The organism is Paenibacillus pedocola (genome assembly GCF_031599675.1).
Lineage (GTDB): Bacteria > Bacillota > Bacilli > Paenibacillales > Paenibacillaceae > Paenibacillus_AQ > Paenibacillus_AQ pedocola.
On the sequence record NZ_CP134223.1, the window covers coordinates 1,003,698 to 1,022,076 of the forward strand.

10 protein-coding genes are annotated in these 18,379 nt (G+C 55.8%); 7 read left to right on the forward strand and 3 right to left on the reverse strand.

The window, feature by feature from the left end:
- Window positions 1-54: 54 nt before the first annotated feature.
- The 3 genes from QU597_RS04360 to QU597_RS04370 are packed head-to-tail and all read right to left on the reverse strand — an operon-like array spanning window position 55 to window position 2,990.
- A complete protein-coding gene (locus QU597_RS04360) occupies window positions 55-1,866 on the reverse strand; it encodes a hypothetical protein (protein ID WP_310831537.1) in 1,812 nt (603 codons plus the stop codon).
- A 55-nt stretch (window positions 1,867-1,921) separates the two neighbouring features.
- Entirely contained in the window at window positions 1,922-2,845 is a 924-nt protein-coding gene (locus QU597_RS04365; protein ID WP_310831539.1) for a hypothetical protein, read from the reverse strand.
- The gene (locus QU597_RS04370; protein WP_236335942.1) at window positions 2,838-2,990 is read right to left on the reverse strand and encodes a hypothetical protein; all 153 of its coding nucleotides are present in this window, start codon (window positions 2,988-2,990) and stop codon (window positions 2,838-2,840) included. The genes QU597_RS04365 and QU597_RS04370 overlap by 8 nt, the downstream gene beginning before the upstream one ends.
- 287 nt (window positions 2,991-3,277) lie before the next feature.
- Here QU597_RS04370 and QU597_RS04375 point away from each other — a divergent pair, with 287 nt between their 5' ends.
- The 7 genes from QU597_RS04375 to QU597_RS04405 all read left to right on the forward strand — a co-directional run bounded on the left by QU597_RS04375 (window position 3,278) and on the right by QU597_RS04405 (window position 17,911).
- Window positions 3,278-5,017, forward strand: coding sequence for a vWA domain-containing protein (locus QU597_RS04375; protein WP_310833223.1), 1,740 nt, complete (start codon window positions 3,278-3,280; stop codon window positions 5,015-5,017).
- A gap of 13 nt (window positions 5,018-5,030) precedes the next feature.
- Window positions 5,031-8,420, forward strand: coding sequence for a tubulin-like doman-containing protein (locus QU597_RS04380; RefSeq protein ID WP_310831540.1), 3,390 nt, complete (start codon window positions 5,031-5,033; stop codon window positions 8,418-8,420).
- Window positions 8,421-8,424: 4 nt separating this feature from the next.
- Window positions 8,425-10,980, forward strand: coding sequence for a transcription initiation factor TFIID (locus QU597_RS04385; RefSeq protein WP_310831541.1), 2,556 nt, complete (start codon window positions 8,425-8,427; stop codon window positions 10,978-10,980).
- 399 nt (window positions 10,981-11,379) lie between these two features.
- Entirely contained in the window at window positions 11,380-12,660 is a 1,281-nt protein-coding gene (locus QU597_RS04390) for a vWA domain-containing protein (RefSeq protein WP_310831542.1), read from the forward strand.
- A gap of 33 nt (window positions 12,661-12,693) precedes the next feature.
- On the forward strand, window positions 12,694-13,329 hold the full coding sequence (locus QU597_RS04395) for a beta-mannanase (RefSeq protein ID WP_310831543.1): 636 nt from the start codon (window positions 12,694-12,696) through the stop codon (window positions 13,327-13,329).
- A 140-nt stretch (window positions 13,330-13,469) separates the two neighbouring features.
- The gene (locus QU597_RS04400) at window positions 13,470-14,732 is read left to right on the forward strand and encodes a hypothetical protein (protein ID WP_236335952.1); all 1,263 of its coding nucleotides are present in this window, start codon (window positions 13,470-13,472) and stop codon (window positions 14,730-14,732) included.
- Window positions 14,729-17,911 carry a GAP1-N2 domain-containing protein gene (locus QU597_RS04405; protein WP_310831544.1) on the forward strand — a complete coding sequence of 1,061 codons (3,183 nt, stop codon included), beginning with the start codon at window positions 14,729-14,731 and terminating at the stop codon, window positions 17,909-17,911. The genes QU597_RS04400 and QU597_RS04405 overlap by 4 nt, the downstream gene beginning before the upstream one ends.
- Window positions 17,912-18,379: the final 468 nt, after the last annotated feature.

The window sequence follows — 18,379 nt, forward strand, 5'->3', positions numbered from 1 at the left end:
GAATCGCTTCTCTGTTTTTTTCGGGATAAATCTGCTGCTGCGGCAGCCAATGATTCAATCAGTAGCTGCTTCTTCGTTGAGATTCACGCTCAGGCTCCCCAATGAATCGACGACAAAGACAGGAACATACTGCTCACCGATCTCTGTCTCTACATAATCGTAGCTGTTTTGATACTGGCCGCTGACGACTGCAGGTCCCGTAATGGAGCCGATATTACCTTGCAGGGAGATATAACGGCCATCAGAGCTGCCGACACTTCTGCCTGCGGAATCCATATAGATTTCGCAGTTCAGAGTGACATTCTCGAACGGGTGAAGCTCCAGCTCGGAAGCGGGGATAAGCGGAGACTCCTGCTGAATTTCAGCAAACTGGTAACTGCCATCCTCACTCAAGCGGTACACTCCAGTCTCGCCAAGCACACCATCCCCGGTATCTGCGTTGGTTACAAGGATTGAGTTATCGTCCGATTGCAGTTCATAGCTGTCTCCGGCAAAGGAGAACAGCAGGGAAATGCCCTCCGGCTTGATTTGATAGGCGGTAAAAGCGGTCCGCCCGTCCTCCTGGCTTCCTATGGCTAACACGACCGGTACTTCGGCCACAGCAGACAGCTCGCCGTCAAAGGCTAGTCCGCTAAGCCGTTCGAAGCCGGGAATGATATCCCCGGTCCTTGTGGAGACAATGCCGTCATCACTCAGATCGGCGTAATACAGCCTGCCGCTGCTGTCCATACCGGCTACAGCGGCTTTTGCACCATAGCGTCCGGAGGCAGTGGCCACATGGATATATCTGCCGGCTTCATCGCCGCCCGGCAGCAGACGGACGGGTTCAGCGGTATTCCAGGCGAGCTGAGCGGCGGCAATCTCGGCTGAGGTATCCTGCAGCTGGGAGAGGCCGCTGTACAGCTGGATGGCCTCGGCATATTCGCCTCCCCGGATCAGCCGGGCAGCGCTTTTCAGCAGCTTCGCTGCGCTGCTGTCGATGAATGACAGCACCTTGGAGGAGTCAGCGTCCAGTGCTGCGGATACGGCGTAAGTGCGGTAGGCGGCAGCATGTCCGGCGAAGGCGGATATATTATCGCCTTCCAGATCCTTGTCCAGAATAACTTGAGCACTGTCCTCCGCCTGCTTCTGCACCCACGGTGCCTGATAGCTATGATTCCTGTACGCTTCTGTCAGCGATAAGGCGCTGTCGAGCATAGCGCCGAAGCTGCCACCAGCGGCCAGAACCTTCAGTCTGGCCGTATCATGCGCCTTGAACCCCGTTGCCAGCAGCTCGTTCTTGGCGTCTGTACCTCCATAATAAGCATCCGGAATCTGCAGCAGATTCCATTTGAACTGATCTCTGTTCTCTTCACTGCCGCTGCCCTTCTGGCTTGCAGCAAGCTCAGCCAGAAACTGGCTTTTAAACTGCCCGAAGCCTGCCGTCAGCTGTACGGAAATGCCTGAATCCTTAGACAGCTGCCGATAATAGGATGCATAGGGCCCTCCGCTGATGAAATACTTGGACTTAAGGCTGAGCAGGGAAGCATAGCTCTCCATAAATTCGGCAAAATCCTTGGTCACAAGCTGATCCGTTACCTTCTTCACCAGCGTGTTTAGGCCGCTGCGGATGGCTGAAATCGGCGCCAGTTCTTCCAGGCGTGCTGCAATTTGCTCCTCTTTATAATGAATGGCCGGGTTGTCCGCTGCTTGGCGGTACAGGTTCTCGGCAGCTATCAGATCCCCGGCGGCATAGAGCCGCTCTGCTTCCTGCACCTCACGGATCTTGTCTCCGATCTGCAGAGCCTTGAGTCCGAGCAGCACCAGCATACATATACACAGAATAATCATAATATTCCGCAGGGATATGGCTTGTTTGAACGTCATAGTATAGTAGCCCCTTTTTCTAAATTAAAGTATGCCTTCAGCTTGCGGCATCCATTTAAAATTCGGGGTCCCAGCGGTACTTGGCTTCCCGCACTTCCGCTACCTTGAGGTCCAGGCCGTTCCACGGCTCATGAGGACTGGCGGAGATCAGCCTGGATAAGCGCAGAAAGCGGTCCTTAGGCAGATCCTGTATGTATCTTCCGATCATCCCGGAGTAGAGCAGCGCATACCGCTTCAAGCGGACGGCAGCCCCGGCAACGCTTATGAGGATGGCTTCGCCTTTGTCCATTTCAAGAATTTGTGTCTCATAATTCTTAACATAACGCAGCGTACGGTCCTTGATCAGCTCGGGACGGACCTTAGCAATCTCGCCGATATATTCAGCGAGCAGCGGCTCGAAATCTCTCAGCAGCAGCTGCTCAAGCTCCAGGTTCATATCTTTGCGCAGCTGAAAGCCGTGCAGCAGGGCGACGCGCTGGCGGGAGATGCGGTCACCGCGCAGCAGGATGGAAATTTCGCGCAGCTTCTCATAAGCCAGCACATCGTTCTCGCGGAGCACGGCGACAGCCTCCTGGCGGTTGATCTCCAGCCCTTCCTTGATGCTGTCGATGTTCCGGCCCAGCAGCTCGTTCAGCGCAAAGAGATTCTCATTCTGCCGGACCTTACGCTGCATATAATAGAGGGCTGCGGCCAGGACAGCTCCTCCTGCACCGCACAGGGCCATCTGCTGCAGGCTCTGGCCAAAGTAGACTGCAGCCAGGGTGAGCAGCACGATGAGCAGCAGGCGGGTATGCATTTTGCGTCCGGCGATGGCCGTGGCCTGCTTCTCGAGCGGAGTTAAGGAAGCGCGGCCGCACTTGCCGCAGCGTTCTTCGCCGAGTGCCGTAAACCGGCCGCAGCGGCGGCAGATCCGCAGCTTATCATAGGCATAACGCGGGACTTTGAACGGCCGGAAGGTCACGGGTCTTTTCTTATTCACGGGTGCCAGTCCCTCCATTCAGTGCGGCGAGCAGCCTCTCGTCGATATCGTCACGGGTAAGCGGCTTCCGCCGCCTTGATGCATAAATTGAGATCTGAATTACGGCATAAAGAAACGTAATTCCGAGAATGACGTATGAAATCATGGAACTCTTCCTTTCACTGGGAAGTATGGCTGCCTTGAAAGGCTGATAGAATGACGATTCTACCCTTGCCGGCAGCTGTCAAGCGGGCACAAAGTTGAAGTTTACAATGTTTAATTATATCATAATGGCATGCTATTTACAGATTTTAGCTAACTGATAACCCCGTCTCTATTACCGAATATAACACAAGAGGAGCCATCTTTATGCTTCGTACACAGCTTTGCCCTAGAACAACTAAGAATATGCTGCAGCGGTTGATCCCTGTACTATTGCTGATTCTGTGCCTTATGGCATCACCCGTTGCATCATTGCGGGCCTCGGCAGCCTCGGCGGCTCCGTCCCGGATTGATGCGGTACTGCTGATTGATGTCAGCAACTCGATGAATAAGAGCGACAAGAACAATATCGCCGGTGAGGCGATGAAGATGTTTATAGATATGCTGTCCGCACAAGGGGACAAAGTCGGGATCGTGGCTTACACCGACAAAGTCCAGCGGGAGAAAGCCTTGCTTGAGATCGGCTCAGCCGGAGACAAGCAGGATTTGAAGGATTTCATCGACGGGCTGGACCGCGGCCCCTATACGGATATTGCCGTCGGTGTGGAAGAAGCCGTCAAAGTGCTGGAGAACGGCAGCGACCCCGGCCATGAGCCGATGATCGTCATGCTGGCCGACGGCAACAATGATCTCAACGAGTCGGGCAGCCGGACCCAGAGCCAGTCTGACCAGGAGCTATCCGCTGCTGTGGATGCCGCCAAGCAGAAAGGCTATCCGATTTATACTATAGGCCTGAATGCTGATGGCAAGCTGAATAAAAACATTCTGGCCGGACTGTCGGATGAGACAGGCGGTAAAGCATTTACTACGGATTCAGCGGATGATCTGCCGCAGATTCTCAGCGAGATTTTTGCCAGCCATTTGAAGTTGAAGGTTGTGCCTGTGCAGTCGATTACGGCGAACGGCAGCTACCAGGATGTAACGATCAATGTGCCAAACAGCAGTGTGCTGGAAGCGAACATCTCCATTATGTCGTCACAGCCGGTGACCGCAAAACTGACTGATCCGTCCGGCAAGGAAGTAGCCATTCCGTCAGATGATGTTCTGCTGTCCAAGTCTTCCAGCTATAGTCTGATCAAGCTGCTCTCGCCGGAGCAGGGTGACTGGAAGCTGCAGGTGAAAGGCGTTCCGAAAGATAAGATCGATATTAATCTCGTATTCAACTATGATCTGGAGCTTAAGATAGATGCGCTGCCGTCCAAGGCGTATAAGAAGGGCGACACTGTTGACATCGTCTCACACCTGTACAGCAACGGTGCTCAGGTAACACTCAGCAATTTGTATCAAGATATGAAGGCGGTACTGCTTGCCACTGATGTTGATACAGGAGCTGTGCAGGAGATTCCGCTGGACAATTCCGGTGCGGAATTCAAAGGCGCTTTTGAGATCAAGGACAGCCATAACTACGAGCTCAAGGTTCGCGCGGAGGAGAGCAGTTTCTACCGTGAGAGCGATGTGCTCAAAATCGATGCCAAGACCGGAGCTGTAAGCACAGCGCCAGCGGCCACAAGCGGACCTGCCGGCGAAGAGCCTCTCCAGGAAAAAGAATCCTCGAATACCCTGTACTTCATCATCGGCGGCATCCTGCTGCTGCTTGCTGCGGCTGTAGTGCTGTGGATGCTGCGTAAGAAGTCGACTCGCGGTTTTGTCGGACAATTGGTTGTGGAGGTACTGGACGGCAACACTGGTGAGAAGACGTATCCGCAATATAAGAAGCTGTCCGGATTCCGGGGCAAATTCACGCTCCATCAGCTGCTGCAGCTTGCGCCTGAACTGAAGGAGAGTGAGAAGCTCGTGTTCACGCCCGGTAAAAATGACCGCCTGCTGCTGCGCAGCGGGGAAGGTATTTCCGTAGAGAAATCAGGACGGGCTGCCGATACCTCGCGCGGGCTGGAACTGAAGAGCGGGGACCGTATTTCGGTGCCGCTGCAAACTGTAGATAAGACCATTCTGCTTGAGTATTTAATATAGAGGGGGAGAACCAATGAAACCGGTAGTAAGAGAGCATATACAGCAACTCGATGTATCACTTGGCGGGGGGATCGTCAGCGACAAAATCAGAGTAGACACGATCGATAACCCGATCCTGATCATCGGACTTGGCGGTACGGGCATCGACGCCCTGCTGCGGCTGAAATACCAGATTAACCGCCGCTTTAAGCTGCCCGAAGATCCGCTCTCCAAGAAGAAGCGCGACAAGCCGGATAACGTGGAATTCCTGGCTTTTGAGACGAATGAGCAGGACCGCGGTAAAAAATACAAAGGCATCGGGCTTGATCCGCAGAATGAGTTCGTGCTGCTGGCTAACGCGGAAATCGGCGGCCTGCTGCAAAACAGAAGTATTCTCGACCCCTACATTACCGAGTGGCTGTCGCCGGAGCTGAGCATTACCGATGGCATGAACGGTGCTGCCGGTGTACGCCAGGCCGGGCGCCTGCTGCTGTTCACCAAGATCAATCAGGTTGTAGGTGCAATTGATAAGAAGATCAAGACGCTATCCGTTGGTACCAGCAAGAAGCTGATGGTGTTCCTGCTTACGGGCTTATCCGGAGGTACGGGAAGCGGAGCTTTTCTGGATATCGCCTATATCGTGCGCGGCATTATTGAACGCGACTACGGTGCGGCAGGCATCGACCGGGTCAACACACTGGGCTATCTGTTCACTCCGGACGTCAATCTGGCGAATAAAAGCCTTAGCGAGCACACCCGCGAATATATCCGCAAGAACGGTTATGCGGCGCTCAAAGAGCTGGATTACTGGATGAACGTGGACAGCCGCGGTGAGCGGTTCCGCCAGCAGTACGGCAATATTCTCACAGTCAATTCACCGCTGCCGCCGTTTAACCTGTGCCATTTGATCTCCGCAACCAATACGGAGGGCAAGCTGCTGGAGAATGCCTATGATTACTGCATGAACGTAACGGCAGAGAATATCACCAACTTTATGGCCAGCGAGGAAAAAGCATCGGGCGAGGAATTCGCCATCCATGACTATATCAGCAACATCCGTACGAACATTGCGCAGATGAACAAGACCTACCCTGCCAATTATGAATACAACATTATCGGGGCTTCGTCGGCCGTGCTGCCGATTGAGGAAATGACCACCTATCTCGCCTACCGCCTGTTCGACAAAATGGACAAGATGTTCCAGCAGGCACCCGGCCAGGAGGATGTGGAGAAGTTCGCGCGCAAGCTTGGGATTGATCTCGATACCATGGTCAAAACCTTCGAATCCCGCGTACCCGAACCGCTGCCCGGCTATCAGAACAGCGAGCGGCTCAGCCACGCCAATGTGATCAAGAACCAGGTCGTGGATATGGACACCGAGCTGGAGCAGAACTTCCTGTCCCGGGCGCGTGAAGAATATATCAAATCCAAAAAACAGCTGCCCGGTGAAATCACCGGACGTTTCAGTGAGGAGCTGGAACGCATCTTCCTGCATCCCGAGCAGGGGCCGTTCTATGTCTCGCGGCTGCTCTATACCGAGAAGGGCTTCTGCATCCTGAAGCTGATCCAGTCCTATATCGAAGCGCTGCGTGAGAGTCTTCTGCGCCTGCCGCGTGATATTGAGACGGCACAGGACAGCGCGGAAGAGAAGCTCGGCGATGCGCGCAGCGCTTTTGTCTCCAAGGAGAAGAAGAAAAACGCTTATATCGAAGCCAAGATCAATGAGTACTGGCTGCATGCCGATGTGGAGCGCACAGAGCAGATGATCCAGTTCTATGAGGACCTGTTTGAGCTGCTGAATGAGGAGAATAACCGGATTTACGGCGTGTTTACGGAGATTCTCAGTGCGCTAAGCTCGATCTTTGAGAAAAACGGGGATATTCTGCTGAGCGGTGAAGAGCAGGCGGATCACAAAGGCAACAAAACCTACTATTGGAATATCGTCAACGTGCCGGATATTTCCGCGACGATCTCCAAGGTGATGGACCAGAAGGATGGCGACGACCTGATCCGTGACTTCACGCGGGAAATGCTTAAGCATTCCGGACGCTGGGTCAGAGAGCAGGAGATCGATATTGTCCGTTCCATCTCCGAGTTCCTGAGCGACAAGTTCGGGGATCTGATTACCCGTTCGATGGAAGATTTCCTGGTGATGAAATACGGCCGCGAGGAGCCGCTGGACAAATTTGTAGAGCGGATTATCGCCGGACGGCTGGATGAGGATGCGGTGCCGATTTTCCATCTCAGCAACAGCTCAGGCAGCCTGCACTTCCCGTCATGGGGCTTCGTGTCCGTGCCGGTCAAAGCGCCGGGCATCCTGAAGGGGATCCGTAATTACCAGAATAACGCACTCGGCAAATCACAGTTTACGGTTAAGGAGAGCGAGGTTAAGAACCGGATTTTCTGGCTCAATACCCGCAACGGGGTGCCGCTCTTCGTCTATACGCCGCTCCGGGTGTTCGAAGAGAATTATGAACGGACGATCCTCGACAAGGAAGGTATCGGCCGCCATCTGGTAATGACCGACAAGAACAACTGGACCTACCTGCCGTCTCCGATTCCGGAGAAGTCATGGGGTGACACCTATGTGAACCCGCGTGTCCGTGAATACAACGCCAGAGTGCGGGCCGATTTCGCCCGGGCACTGAAGAGTGGAGTGATCATCGAAAAGGGCCCTGACGAAAATACGAGCAGCCGTTTCTCGGTCATCTTCACCAAGCCGTTTGATCTGGAGAAGCTGCTGAGCGGATATGATCTGCAGCTGGGCTCGTCCCGCCCGAATCTCGGGGAAGTGAAGAAGGCAGCTGATGAGCTGCGGACGCTGCGTGAGAACGGGCTGGAGCGTGAAGGGGTTAAGGATATTTTCGGGAGCATCAACATGGAGCTGGCCCAGGAGAACCTGATCCGCTCACCGCAGCTGATCACCCGTGTCCGCGAGGAACTGCTCAAATACGACGCCCTGACAGCCAAAGCAGCTGAGCTGGACGCTCTGCTCCGTCAGTATCTCGACGAAGATAAGTGGCTGGACCAGTTCATCGAGGCGCTCTATACCGATACCATAGTCAAAAAAGGCGCACTGTATGTCTATGACCGTGACGAGGAAGAAGAGGCCTGGGAGCCGTTCGCTAATTTAATGAAGGAACGCAGCTATGTGGAATATGCCGTCTACCGCCATTTCCGTGAACTGGATGAGAAGAGCCGAAGTGTGCTGCTGCGTAAAGCGGCGCGCCGCTCAGGGGAAATGACAGCAGCCGAAGATGTAACTCCGCTGCTGTATAAGCTGGAGGGGCTGTATGTTTCCTTCCTGGAGGCACGCGACAGTCTGGAGTATGAGCGGGTGGAGCATGCCAACGGTGACGAGATGTACGGCTTCTACAAGAGTCTGACCGGCAAGCTCGGCAGTATCCGCAGAAAGCTGAAGTAAGCTTATGATCAAAGAAGAAGCACTTTTATATGCGGAACAATACACGGCGCAGGAAGAGGCGCAGCACAGCAAGGGGGATGGGCGCAGCAGCATTCATTACCCTGCGCTGTTCCTGTTCCTCGGCGACAAAGTAACCCCGGCCATCGGCCCGGTGCTGGAACGGTGTGAGCGGAAATGGGACAATGCCGCCGGCGTTCTGGCGCTGCATGCGGCAGCCCATGGAGGCAATGGGCTGAGCAGCGGCAAGGGGCATAGCGGTAAAGGGCAAGATGCTGGCAACGATTATGCCAGAGCTGGCGGCATAGGAGAAGGCGGTAGAGGTTACGCCGGCGTTAGCGGCAATGGCCAAGGCGGAAGAGATCATCCCAGTGTTGGCGGCAAGGGCGAAGATGGTAGAGCTTATGCCGGCGATAGCAGCAAGGAGCGGGTGATGACGATGGCCCTGCCGGACACGGCAGGCCGTGACCCCCGTACGGTTCGCCAAGATGTCTATCGCGAGTTCCACGAAGACAGCAGTTATCTGTCCGGGATGAACCGGACGCTCCGGCGTCTCGGCAACAGCATAGCGGACTACGGGCGGCTGTATTCGTCCTTTGACGTTATCCATCTCTCCATCATTACGCGGGTCGATGACCCGCTTAATGTGCTGCTGCCGGAAGTTGCCCTGCTGGCCCGCGCGGTGCTCGGACAATCGTTCAAGTCGGTGCAGACCGACCTGTACGTGCTGATCAATGAGCGGGAGCAGGGGGACAACTTCGGATATTCCAGCTCGGTAGGGCTGGCTTTTCTGCGTGAGCTGGACGGAATGCAGCTGCCCGGTTACACCTTTAATGCTCCGCTTCTGGTTACCGAGGAAGGGCTGTCCATTCCGGTAACCCATGGTCCATCTGCGCTGTTTGATCTCGTCTACCTGCTCTCGGATAAAAACGAGCGCGGCATGATGTCTGCGGGCGGCATGGAAGACAACTATGAGATTATCGCACATATCAGTCTGCTCAAGAACCGTGTGAGGCCATCGGCGGACCAGGCCGCCGGACACGGCGGCTACAACAATATGACGTTCAAGAGCGGCATCCGCGGCAGCACAGGCAGAGAAGGGTACGCTTCCGCAGGCTTCTCTGCGGTGCGCAGGCCGAGCAAACCGATTGCCTTAGCGGTGCTGTACCATGCTTTTCATTACCTTGCGACAGAGCTGCGTGGCGGGGGCAGCAGCTGGAGTCTGCGCGAGCGGCAGGCCCTGCTTGGTCTTACGCCCGAAGCGCTGCGCGAACGGGCCGCCGGCTTCTTGCCGGAGGAGGCCGGAATCGCTGAGATGACCGGGCTGATGAGCCATGGCCGCCCGTCCTTCAGCGAGCTGAAGCCGCTGACGCTGCGCGAGGCGGAAGAGCTGCTGTTCGGGGGAGGTGGCGAGGCGTATTTCCGCAGCAACTTTGCGGATGTATCCGCCGCGCGGGCTGCGGCCCTTGACCCTGCCCGCGAGTGGGCCGCCGTGCTGGCGGCTCAGGAGCAGTCCGCTGCGCCGGTGACGTTCTACCAGCTGGCGGAATGGACGGCCGAGCAGGGCGAGGCCGGAGGCAGCGTGCTGAACGCGCTGCGCCAGCACATGGGCGGTCTCCGCTCGGCAATTGCCTCCGCCGAGGAGGAGCTGGAGCGGCTCTACAGTGAGACTGTAGACCGCCAGCCCTTCCAGCGGGTACCGCTGCTTGATAAGCGGACCGTGCGCAATTTCATTCATTATTTATTTGAGAGTATATACAGCAGGAAATACGAGATTCTGCGTCTTAGGCTGGAACTGAGCTTAGCTGCACGTTATGACGCTGCGCTGGAGCAGCTGCATACGGAGAGCAAAGCGAAGGTACAGACGATGGACGCATTGGAAGAAGAACTGCGCAGCCTTGCACTGGCCAGCACCCTGCGGTCGAGCGAAGCGGTAGACCAGAATATCATGGAGTATTACCGCACCGTGACCGCGGAAGTCATGCAGGATATTCAGACCCGGCGCGGTCCGGGTATCTTTGCAAGCGACCGGTTCATGGGCAGCATCTCGGAGCTGCTCCGCCAGGGCGGCGCCGCTGTCGTCCGCCGCCTGATCGACGTATGCAGGAGAGAGCTGCTGACGGCAGAGCCGTTCGCACTGCCCTTCGAAGAGGAGCTGCTGCGGCGGGCGAATGTTGCAGCTGCGTATGAGAACCGCGAGATTGTCTCTAAGGAGGAGTTGTTCAAGCGGTTGTATCTCAGCCTGGAGGATGGGGCAAGCATCAATGTCCGCCTGTTCGAATACACGCAGGAGCACCGCCATGAAGAGAAATACTTCTTCGGCGACAGCACCTCCGAATTTCTGCGTTATGCTCTGACTGCCGACGAGACGACCCGGATCTACCGGCTGGGTGTTGTCCATGAGCAGCGCAGAAGCGGAGTCGAGAAGCTGAACCTGATGGGCGGCTTCCATCTGGAGGATCTGCTCTATTACCGCAACGGCAAGGTCTATTATGAAACCTATGTCCAGAACGGTTATCGGCTGCACGGCGTGGATGAGGAGCAGCTGCCTGTGCTTCGATGAGTAAGGCAGAGGAAGCATGAGGACGAAGCACAAGTAAACTTATTTTAGGGCAGGGCCGGGGGAAGCCCCTGCCCTTCTGCTTCCATTGCAGAAAGTACAATAGAATAGAGCCATAAACCCTTAATGGAGGTTTCTATTGCATTTTGTACAGCAGAATCAGGCCAATCTCGTTTTTTAGAGTGTTTATTCTGTTTTCTATTGTAGAGAATGCAGTAGAATTGAATCTGAACCATTCTACTTATGCATTCTGTTGCACTAAATACAGCAGAATTGCTTTTGCCAGTTTCTCCGCCGCCGCTTCCGCTAAGCAATTGACGTCAAAGAGCATGACTGGCTGGCTGCACTCCGGCAGCAGTACGATTATATATTCTAAGTTTCTTCCGGAAAGGATGAGTATCGATGCAGCGAAAAATCAATCTGCTCTTATTGTGCTTCAGCCTGCTGGGCGGCGGAGTGGCTTTTGTCCTCGGCGAGCTGCTGCTCGGCCGCAGGCCTTATGATCTGCCGTCAATTCTGATTATCGCCATCTATTTCGCCATTGTGGCCCTTGGCGTCGGACTAGGCGCCCTGCTTGCCGAGATGATCTCGCCGAGACTGAACGGCTTATCATGGAAGCAGCGTTATCTTGGCATGTCGTGGAAGCTGCTGCCGCTGACGGTGGTGCTGCTGTTTGGTGTCGGTGCGCTGACAGAGTTTGTGTATGAGCTGAACTTCGGCGGTGTGAAACCGGTCAAGAATGTCGTCATGGTTATCGACGACTCTGGCAGCATGCAGCAAAGCGATCCGGGTAACAGCCGGTACGCAGCGGCCGAGGCACTTGTGCAGCAGATGGACAAGGATAACCAGGTGGCTGTAGTGACCTTTAGCCAGGATGCATCAGTCGTTCAGCCGCTGATCTCACTCAAAAGTCCCGAAAACCGCGAGAAGGTATCGGCAGTAATCCGCAGTCTGCAGACGACAGATGGCGGAACGAATATCAGCGGCGCCCTCAATGAGGCGATGAACGTGATTAACAGTGAAGGCGAGACCAGCCGCGGAGCCATGGTAATCATGCTGTCCGACGGCTTCAGCGAGTTTGATACATCCAGAGAGCTGAACGAATATGTGAGCCGCGGGATTGCCGTGAACACCATCGGTCTTGCGCTGGATGACCAGTCCGGTTCCCGCCTGCTGCAGGATATTGCCTCCGTTACAGGCGGGCAGTACTACGATGTTACAGATGCGGACCGGCTGGGCGATGTGTTCCAGCAGATTTATGACCGGCTGGGTGACCGTACCCTGCTGACCGAACGCAGTGATGCTACAGCGGACAGCCCTTATTACGCTGTTGTGCGGATCTTGGCGCTGATTCTGATCGGCACCGCGCTCGGCATCGGACTTGGCATTGTGTTCGATAACCGACATCTGGCCAAAAGCTTCGGGTTCGGCGGCTGGGTTGCCGGCCTATGTGCCGGGCTGATTCTCGAATTCGGACTCAGCGGACAATCCTTCGGTGATGCGCTGGTCCGCCTGATTGCTCTGCTGGTGCTGGCGGCAATCATCTCACTGTTTACCTATGTGGTTCCGGTAGGCGAAGGCCGCCTGTCCCGCAGGGGAAGAAGAGAAGCAGCCGCTGCTGCGCCATCTTCGTCAGAGGGTTTCCATTCGCCCCGCAGAAACCGGGGCAGTAAGGGCTTTTAACCGGAGTTTAGAATGTGAAGGGAGATTACAGACATGACGTACGCCGAAGAAAATGCCTCCGCACCGGCAATTACCGATGTGACTGCCCGGGTGGAGGACCGGTTCTGTACGCTTAGATGGCGCTGGCCGGACGGCGTACAGGCGGTCTATATCCATAAGGCATCAGCAGAAATGCCGGGTCACGGAGAGTTTCCGCCTTCCGGCATGAAGCTGTACACCCGCGAGGAGTATAAGGCTAACAACGGATACCGGGACCGGATGGATGACATCGGCCTGATTGTCTATACCATATATGCCCGGCATGAAGGCAACGGGGAGATTGTGCTGGTGCGCCAGCGGGACGGTGCTAATCAAACAACTGTCAGCGCTGGCAAGGCAAGGATTTATTACTCCATAGTCCAGAAAAAAGCGTTATTCGGCAAACAAAAAACAGTACATATGACGATTACCGCGGAAACGCCGGTGCCGAAGGATGTACTCTGCTACGTCAAAAAAAGAGGCGGCAATCCGGCCTCCAGGGAGGACGGGATCCTCTTCCATTTCGTGCAGGATTTTGCTGCCGGACGGAATACGCTCCCGCCGATTGAGATCGGCAAAGAGGACTTTGTACGGATCTTTTTCACTGACGGCCGCAAGTACGGACTGTATTATGAGCTGGCGCCGGAGTAGGCCGGGGCAGAAGGCTCCTGGTGAGCGCATTTAAGCGACCCGGTTGAGCTATCAAAACTTAAGTTTATGCTTCCGTAGCGAGTTTTGTCCGGAGCATTTCAATGGAGGTTACGCTCACAAAACTTTAAGGAGGATGAGAGATGTCTTTTTTCAGCCGCTTTATGAAGAAAAACCAGCCGCAGCCGCGGCCGCTTTTTTATGATATTGTGTGCCCTTACTGCTTCACGAAGTTTCAGCCGGAGGATGTGGTCTTCCGGGCGATGCACAGCCGTGAAGACGATGAGAATTATGCGCTGGGCGAAGATGATGCGCTGAACAAATACCGTGAGCGCTTCGGCCTCGATACGGTGGATGATATGGAAGCGATTCTGAATCCGGCGGATATCCCGGAAGAATATCACCATTACACCGACCATGTGCTGACCGGTATTACCGACCGTTACGGGGTGCTGACGCGCAGACGGCTCTGCCCGGCCTGCCATAATGAACTGCCTGTAACCGCGGGCAAGGTGCCGAGCAATATCATTTCGATTATCGGTGCTTCCCAGGTCGGGAAGTCGGTCTACATGACCTCGCTGATCCATACGCTGCAGCATACGACGGCCGGGCATTTTGACGCGGCCTGCATGCCGCTGAATGCCGAGATCAGCCGCAAGTTCCGCACGCTGTACGAAGAACCGCTGTTCGAACGCGGCGATCTGCTGGCCTCGACCCAGAAGGAAAAGATGCAGGAGCCGTTTATTTTCCAGTTTGTGTTCAAGGATGAGAGCAAGCCGCCGCTGACGCTCGTGTTCTTCGATGTGGCCGGTGAAGGTATGGTCGATCAGGACTATCTGGGGCTGCACGGCCAGCATATCAAGAACTCCGCAGGAATCCTGTTCATGGTCGATCCGCTGCAGATCCGCTCCATCCGCGAGAAGATCCGCATTAATTACGGGGACCGACCCGGTGAATGGGTCTCGCAGTATGACGAGCCGCGCGATGTGGTGCTGACGATGTTCGGCGATTTCATCGCCTATCAGGAGAAGAGCAAAACGGATATTCCGACGGCGGTTGTCCTGGCCAAAAGCGACATGCTGCATTCGCTTAAGGATGAGGATGGCGACTACATTAAATCCAACAGCAATGTGTTCAACAACTACGTGCACCGCAAGACGCTGAATCTGGATGAATTCCACAACATTGACGGAGAGATCCGCCGTTTTATCGAGAAGGTGGACCGTCCGTTTAAGGATACGATGGATGTGTATTTTGCGAATACCGGTTATTTCGCCGTTTCTGCCCTGGGCAGCAATCCGGTGAACCAGAGAATTGAGGGTGTGGTCAGCCCGATTCGTGTGGACGAGCCGTTTATCTGGCTGCTGCACAAGCTGAACTATATTGAGGGGAGCGACGGGCCGTGAACAGATTTTCAGGGTCCAGGATTACCCAGCAGATGTATACCCGTGAACGGCGCGGGGTTTACCGGGCAACCGAGGGCTTCGATACAATAGCCAAGTCAGAGAGTCTCGACAATAATTTTGTCAAAAAAATGCTGCATCCCTTCTGCCTCTATGATGCTCCGGCGGAGCTCACGGCACGCGGCGAAAAGAATGAGGACATGTATCCGGCTGCGCTGCATCTGTTCCATACGGAAGCGAACGAGACGGTCATCGGGCAAAGCCGCTATCTTGCGGCTGATTTTACCGGGCAGCGCAGCGCTTTTTTTGCCCATAACTTTATCGTTCCCCCGATTCGCTCGGAGGAGATTGTGGAGCATTATGGAGATTGGCTGCATGCGGACTTTGCCGGAAGCTATGAAGGAGAACCCGGGGGAACGCTGCCGGAACTGGAGGACATTCCTGTAACTCCTCGTGAAGGGCGGACGGAGCCGCTGGCGGTACTGCGGTCGCTTGGGTTTGGTGAAGAGCCATTCAAGGCGCTGCTGCAGGCGGTCATGCTCTCGGTGGCAGGGAAGAAAAAAATATACATCGCCCTGGACGTGCCGGTCACTGAGCTCTCGCGGCGTGCTGCCGAACTGACGGAAGTCATCTTCAGTGTGCTCCCGTATGATTTCCGCCGCAGGCTGGGCGTGATTACGTATGCAAGTGAGCCGCAGAACCGGAAGTTTATTCACCTGACTTTTGTGGAGAAGGGCTCGCTGCGCCCGGGGGACCGGAATATCGAGAAGGATTACGTGTTTGATCTGGTCTCCGGCCGGATTATGAATGCTGATTTCGGCGGGACGCCGCAGCCTTTTGCCGAACTGGCCTGGAAGACGCTGAGCCAAAAGGGGAGCCTTGAGGACTTTGCCCGTTTTGCCGATGCGCTGCTGCTGGGCGAAGGGGTGGAACGCAAGCTTCAGCTTGCTCTATACAATGAGCTGGCGGTATTTTATGAGATTGAGCAGGGCAATGAGCCGCTGTATACCGGGAACAAACACGCGGTGCTGGCAGGATTGCTGTCCTATCTGAAGCCGGAGGGCGCCCTTGCGTCGCGGGTTCGGCTGAACGATATGTTCCTGGAGCGGTTCGACCGCGAATATGATGTGATCCGTCAAAGAGGCATTCCCCAGCCGGAGATTATGGAGCAGTTTAAGGAGTATTTTGCGCTGCAGGGCCATCATTACCGGGGGAAGATCGTCGATTACTTCATTAACGGCATGTACAATTGTACGACTGCAGGCCGGGAGGATGTGCTGGCAGCGGCGTATAGCATTATCGAGAGCAATGATGAGCTGAGTGAGGCTTTCTTCCAGAAAGTGCTGGGACAGGCTGTGTTCCGCAAAGCATTATTGGAGCCCTACATGGAATCGAGGCTGGCTGCAGCGGTGAAACCGGCGGATGTGCTGCGCTTTGCCGCCCACTGGGGCCGGTTTCTGCCGGAGATGCTTCAGCAGGCTTTTGTCCGTGACGGTGCCAAGGAATATCTGCTGGAGAAGCTGCAGCATGACGATAATCCGGTTGGGGCTGTAGCGGCAATTCATGAATTTGTCGAGAAGGCGGAAAAAGAACGGCGCAGAGGCAGCGGCCTCTACCCCGAGGCACTGTCGCTACTCCAGGAGCTGGCGGCTGCCGCCGACCGTTCCCTGCTGAACCGGGTGTCGCTCGAGGAGCTGACACAGGAACAGCTGCTGGATATTTCGTTCCTGCGCTACCGGGATACGGGAGAGTGGCAGCCGCCGCTGGATGCCATCAATAAGCGCAAGGCCAATGCGCTCCGGGCCGCCTACCGCTGGTTCGGTGAGGAGAATCCGGATGAGGACATCTTTGCCGGGCTGGCCCCAAGAGAGCTGGATGACGTGCAGCTGCTCGGGCGCCGCTGGCTGAAGGAGGCTCGCAGTGTAGAGCCGTTTGACCGGCTGCCGCTGGCCTTCTATCACAGCAGTGAACGCGAGGGCGGACCGCTGGATTATGATGCGCTGCTGGAGCTGGTCGCACGCAAGGCGGGCGGGGATAAAGAGGCGGTGTACCGCTTTTTCGCCTGGTCACAGGGCAGCCGGTTGTTCACCGTTTCGAATAAGAAGCTGTGGCCGGGGTACCGCAGAGCGATTCTGAAATATTTCCAGAACAGTGACCGCGAAGCGTTCAAGAACCGGGAATTCCGCAAAACCTATGCCGCCTCCGCAGGACCGGCGCTGCAAAATGTCTATAATGATGCCCGCGCCAAGCTGGCTTCGCCGCTGGCGCGGTGGATCAGCCGCAGCCGATTTCAACTCCTGATCACCGGCTTCGTGCTGGGGATCACGGTGATTGCGGTAATCATCGCCATCAGCCTGCTGCGGCCGGACCCTGCAGACAATGCGCTGCCGGAGAGTAGTGCCGGAGCAGGCGGCAGCCAGCCGCCTGTCACTGTAACACTCAGCGGCAGCGGGGCAGCGGCGGGCAGCCGGCTGGTGTTCACCTTCGCCGATGCGGCGGAGTGCTCCGCCTTCAAACCGGCGGAGATTGGGGTTATGTCCGGCGGGGACGTAACGGACACGTACAAGGTCACGGCGACGGCAGGCACTTGCCTCGTGCCTTCGCCTTCGCCGGAGCCGGACGCCGCCGCTGCTGACGGCGGCGCGTCAGCGGCGGCGAGCGATGCAGCCGCCGGAACGGATGGCGGCGCAGCGGGTAACGCCAGCGCCGGAACGGATGGCGGCGCGGCGGGTAACGCCAGCGCCGGAACGGATGGCGGCGCGGCGGATTACGCCAGCGCCGGAACGGATGGCGGCGCGGCGGGTAACGTTAGCGCCGGAACGGATGGCGGCGCAGCGGATAACGCCAGCGCCGGAACAGACAGCGGGGACCAGGGCGTCTCGTCCCCGCCGTCAACGGGTCAGGCCGGCGCAGCGGCTTACCAGGTCACGGTTGACCTGGAACCGGGGGCTGAGCTGGCCCCGGGCAGCATGATTGTCGCCGGTGACTACAAGCTGATTGTCCAGTCTGCCCCGGACACCGCACCTGTTCCGTCACCGACCGTTCAGCCGTCCGATGCCGCTGAGGCAACGCCTGATGCTGATGCTAATGCTGAGACTGGCGTTAATGCCGACGGTAGAGCTAATACTGCTAACGACACTAACACTTCGGAAAATGCTAATGCTACTAACGGTACTAATTGAACTAACGTAAGTTACGGAGCCAACGTATTTACGGAACCGGCATTACTAACGTTACGGAGTCAGCAGACACTGCGGCGCACCGAGTAACAAGAGTAAGTAAAGTTACGCAGAACTACATCCTGAACAGCACATGTTGCCGCAAATAATAGGGCAGGTGCGTTCAGGATTTTTTTCTGCCAATTAGTTGGATTTCCTCCCGCTAACACCTGCTGAAAAGGGGGACATCCACAACTAGTTGGAAATAATCCCGCTAATTATCTTCTTTTCTGCCGTCTATGCTCGAAACAGCCTAATATAGTGGAGGAATTCCGCTTAGTTCCCCTAATAAGTCTGTTTTCGCAGGATTAGCGGTAGTTTTTCCAACTAATAGGATTCCTTTTGTGATTCTCATAGAATCTGAAACGTAGGCACACTGTACATAGAGCAAAACCAGATACAGTCTGCAGTCATCGCACTCACGGCAAGCCG

Excerpts from the sequence above, each read along its gene's own strand:
- QU597_RS04360 (WP_310831537.1), bottom strand. The coding sequence starts at position 1,866 with ATGACGTTCAAACAAGCCATATCCCTGCGGAATATTATGATTATTCTG.
- QU597_RS04370 (WP_236335942.1), bottom strand. The coding sequence starts at position 2,990 with ATGATTTCATACGTCATTCTCGGAATTACGTTTCTTTATGCCGTAATT.
- QU597_RS04375 (WP_310833223.1), top strand. The coding sequence starts at position 3,278 with ATGGCATCACCCGTTGCATCATTGCGGGCCTCGGCAGCCTCGGCGGCT.
- QU597_RS04380 (WP_310831540.1), top strand. The coding sequence starts at position 5,031 with ATGAAACCGGTAGTAAGAGAGCATATACAGCAACTCGATGTATCACTT.
- QU597_RS04385 (WP_310831541.1), top strand. The coding sequence starts at position 8,425 with ATGATCAAAGAAGAAGCACTTTTATATGCGGAACAATACACGGCGCAG.
- QU597_RS04390 (WP_310831542.1), top strand. The coding sequence starts at position 11,380 with ATGCAGCGAAAAATCAATCTGCTCTTATTGTGCTTCAGCCTGCTGGGC.
- QU597_RS04395 (WP_310831543.1), top strand. The coding sequence starts at position 12,694 with ATGACGTACGCCGAAGAAAATGCCTCCGCACCGGCAATTACCGATGTG.
- QU597_RS04400 (WP_236335952.1), top strand. The coding sequence starts at position 13,470 with ATGTCTTTTTTCAGCCGCTTTATGAAGAAAAACCAGCCGCAGCCGCGG.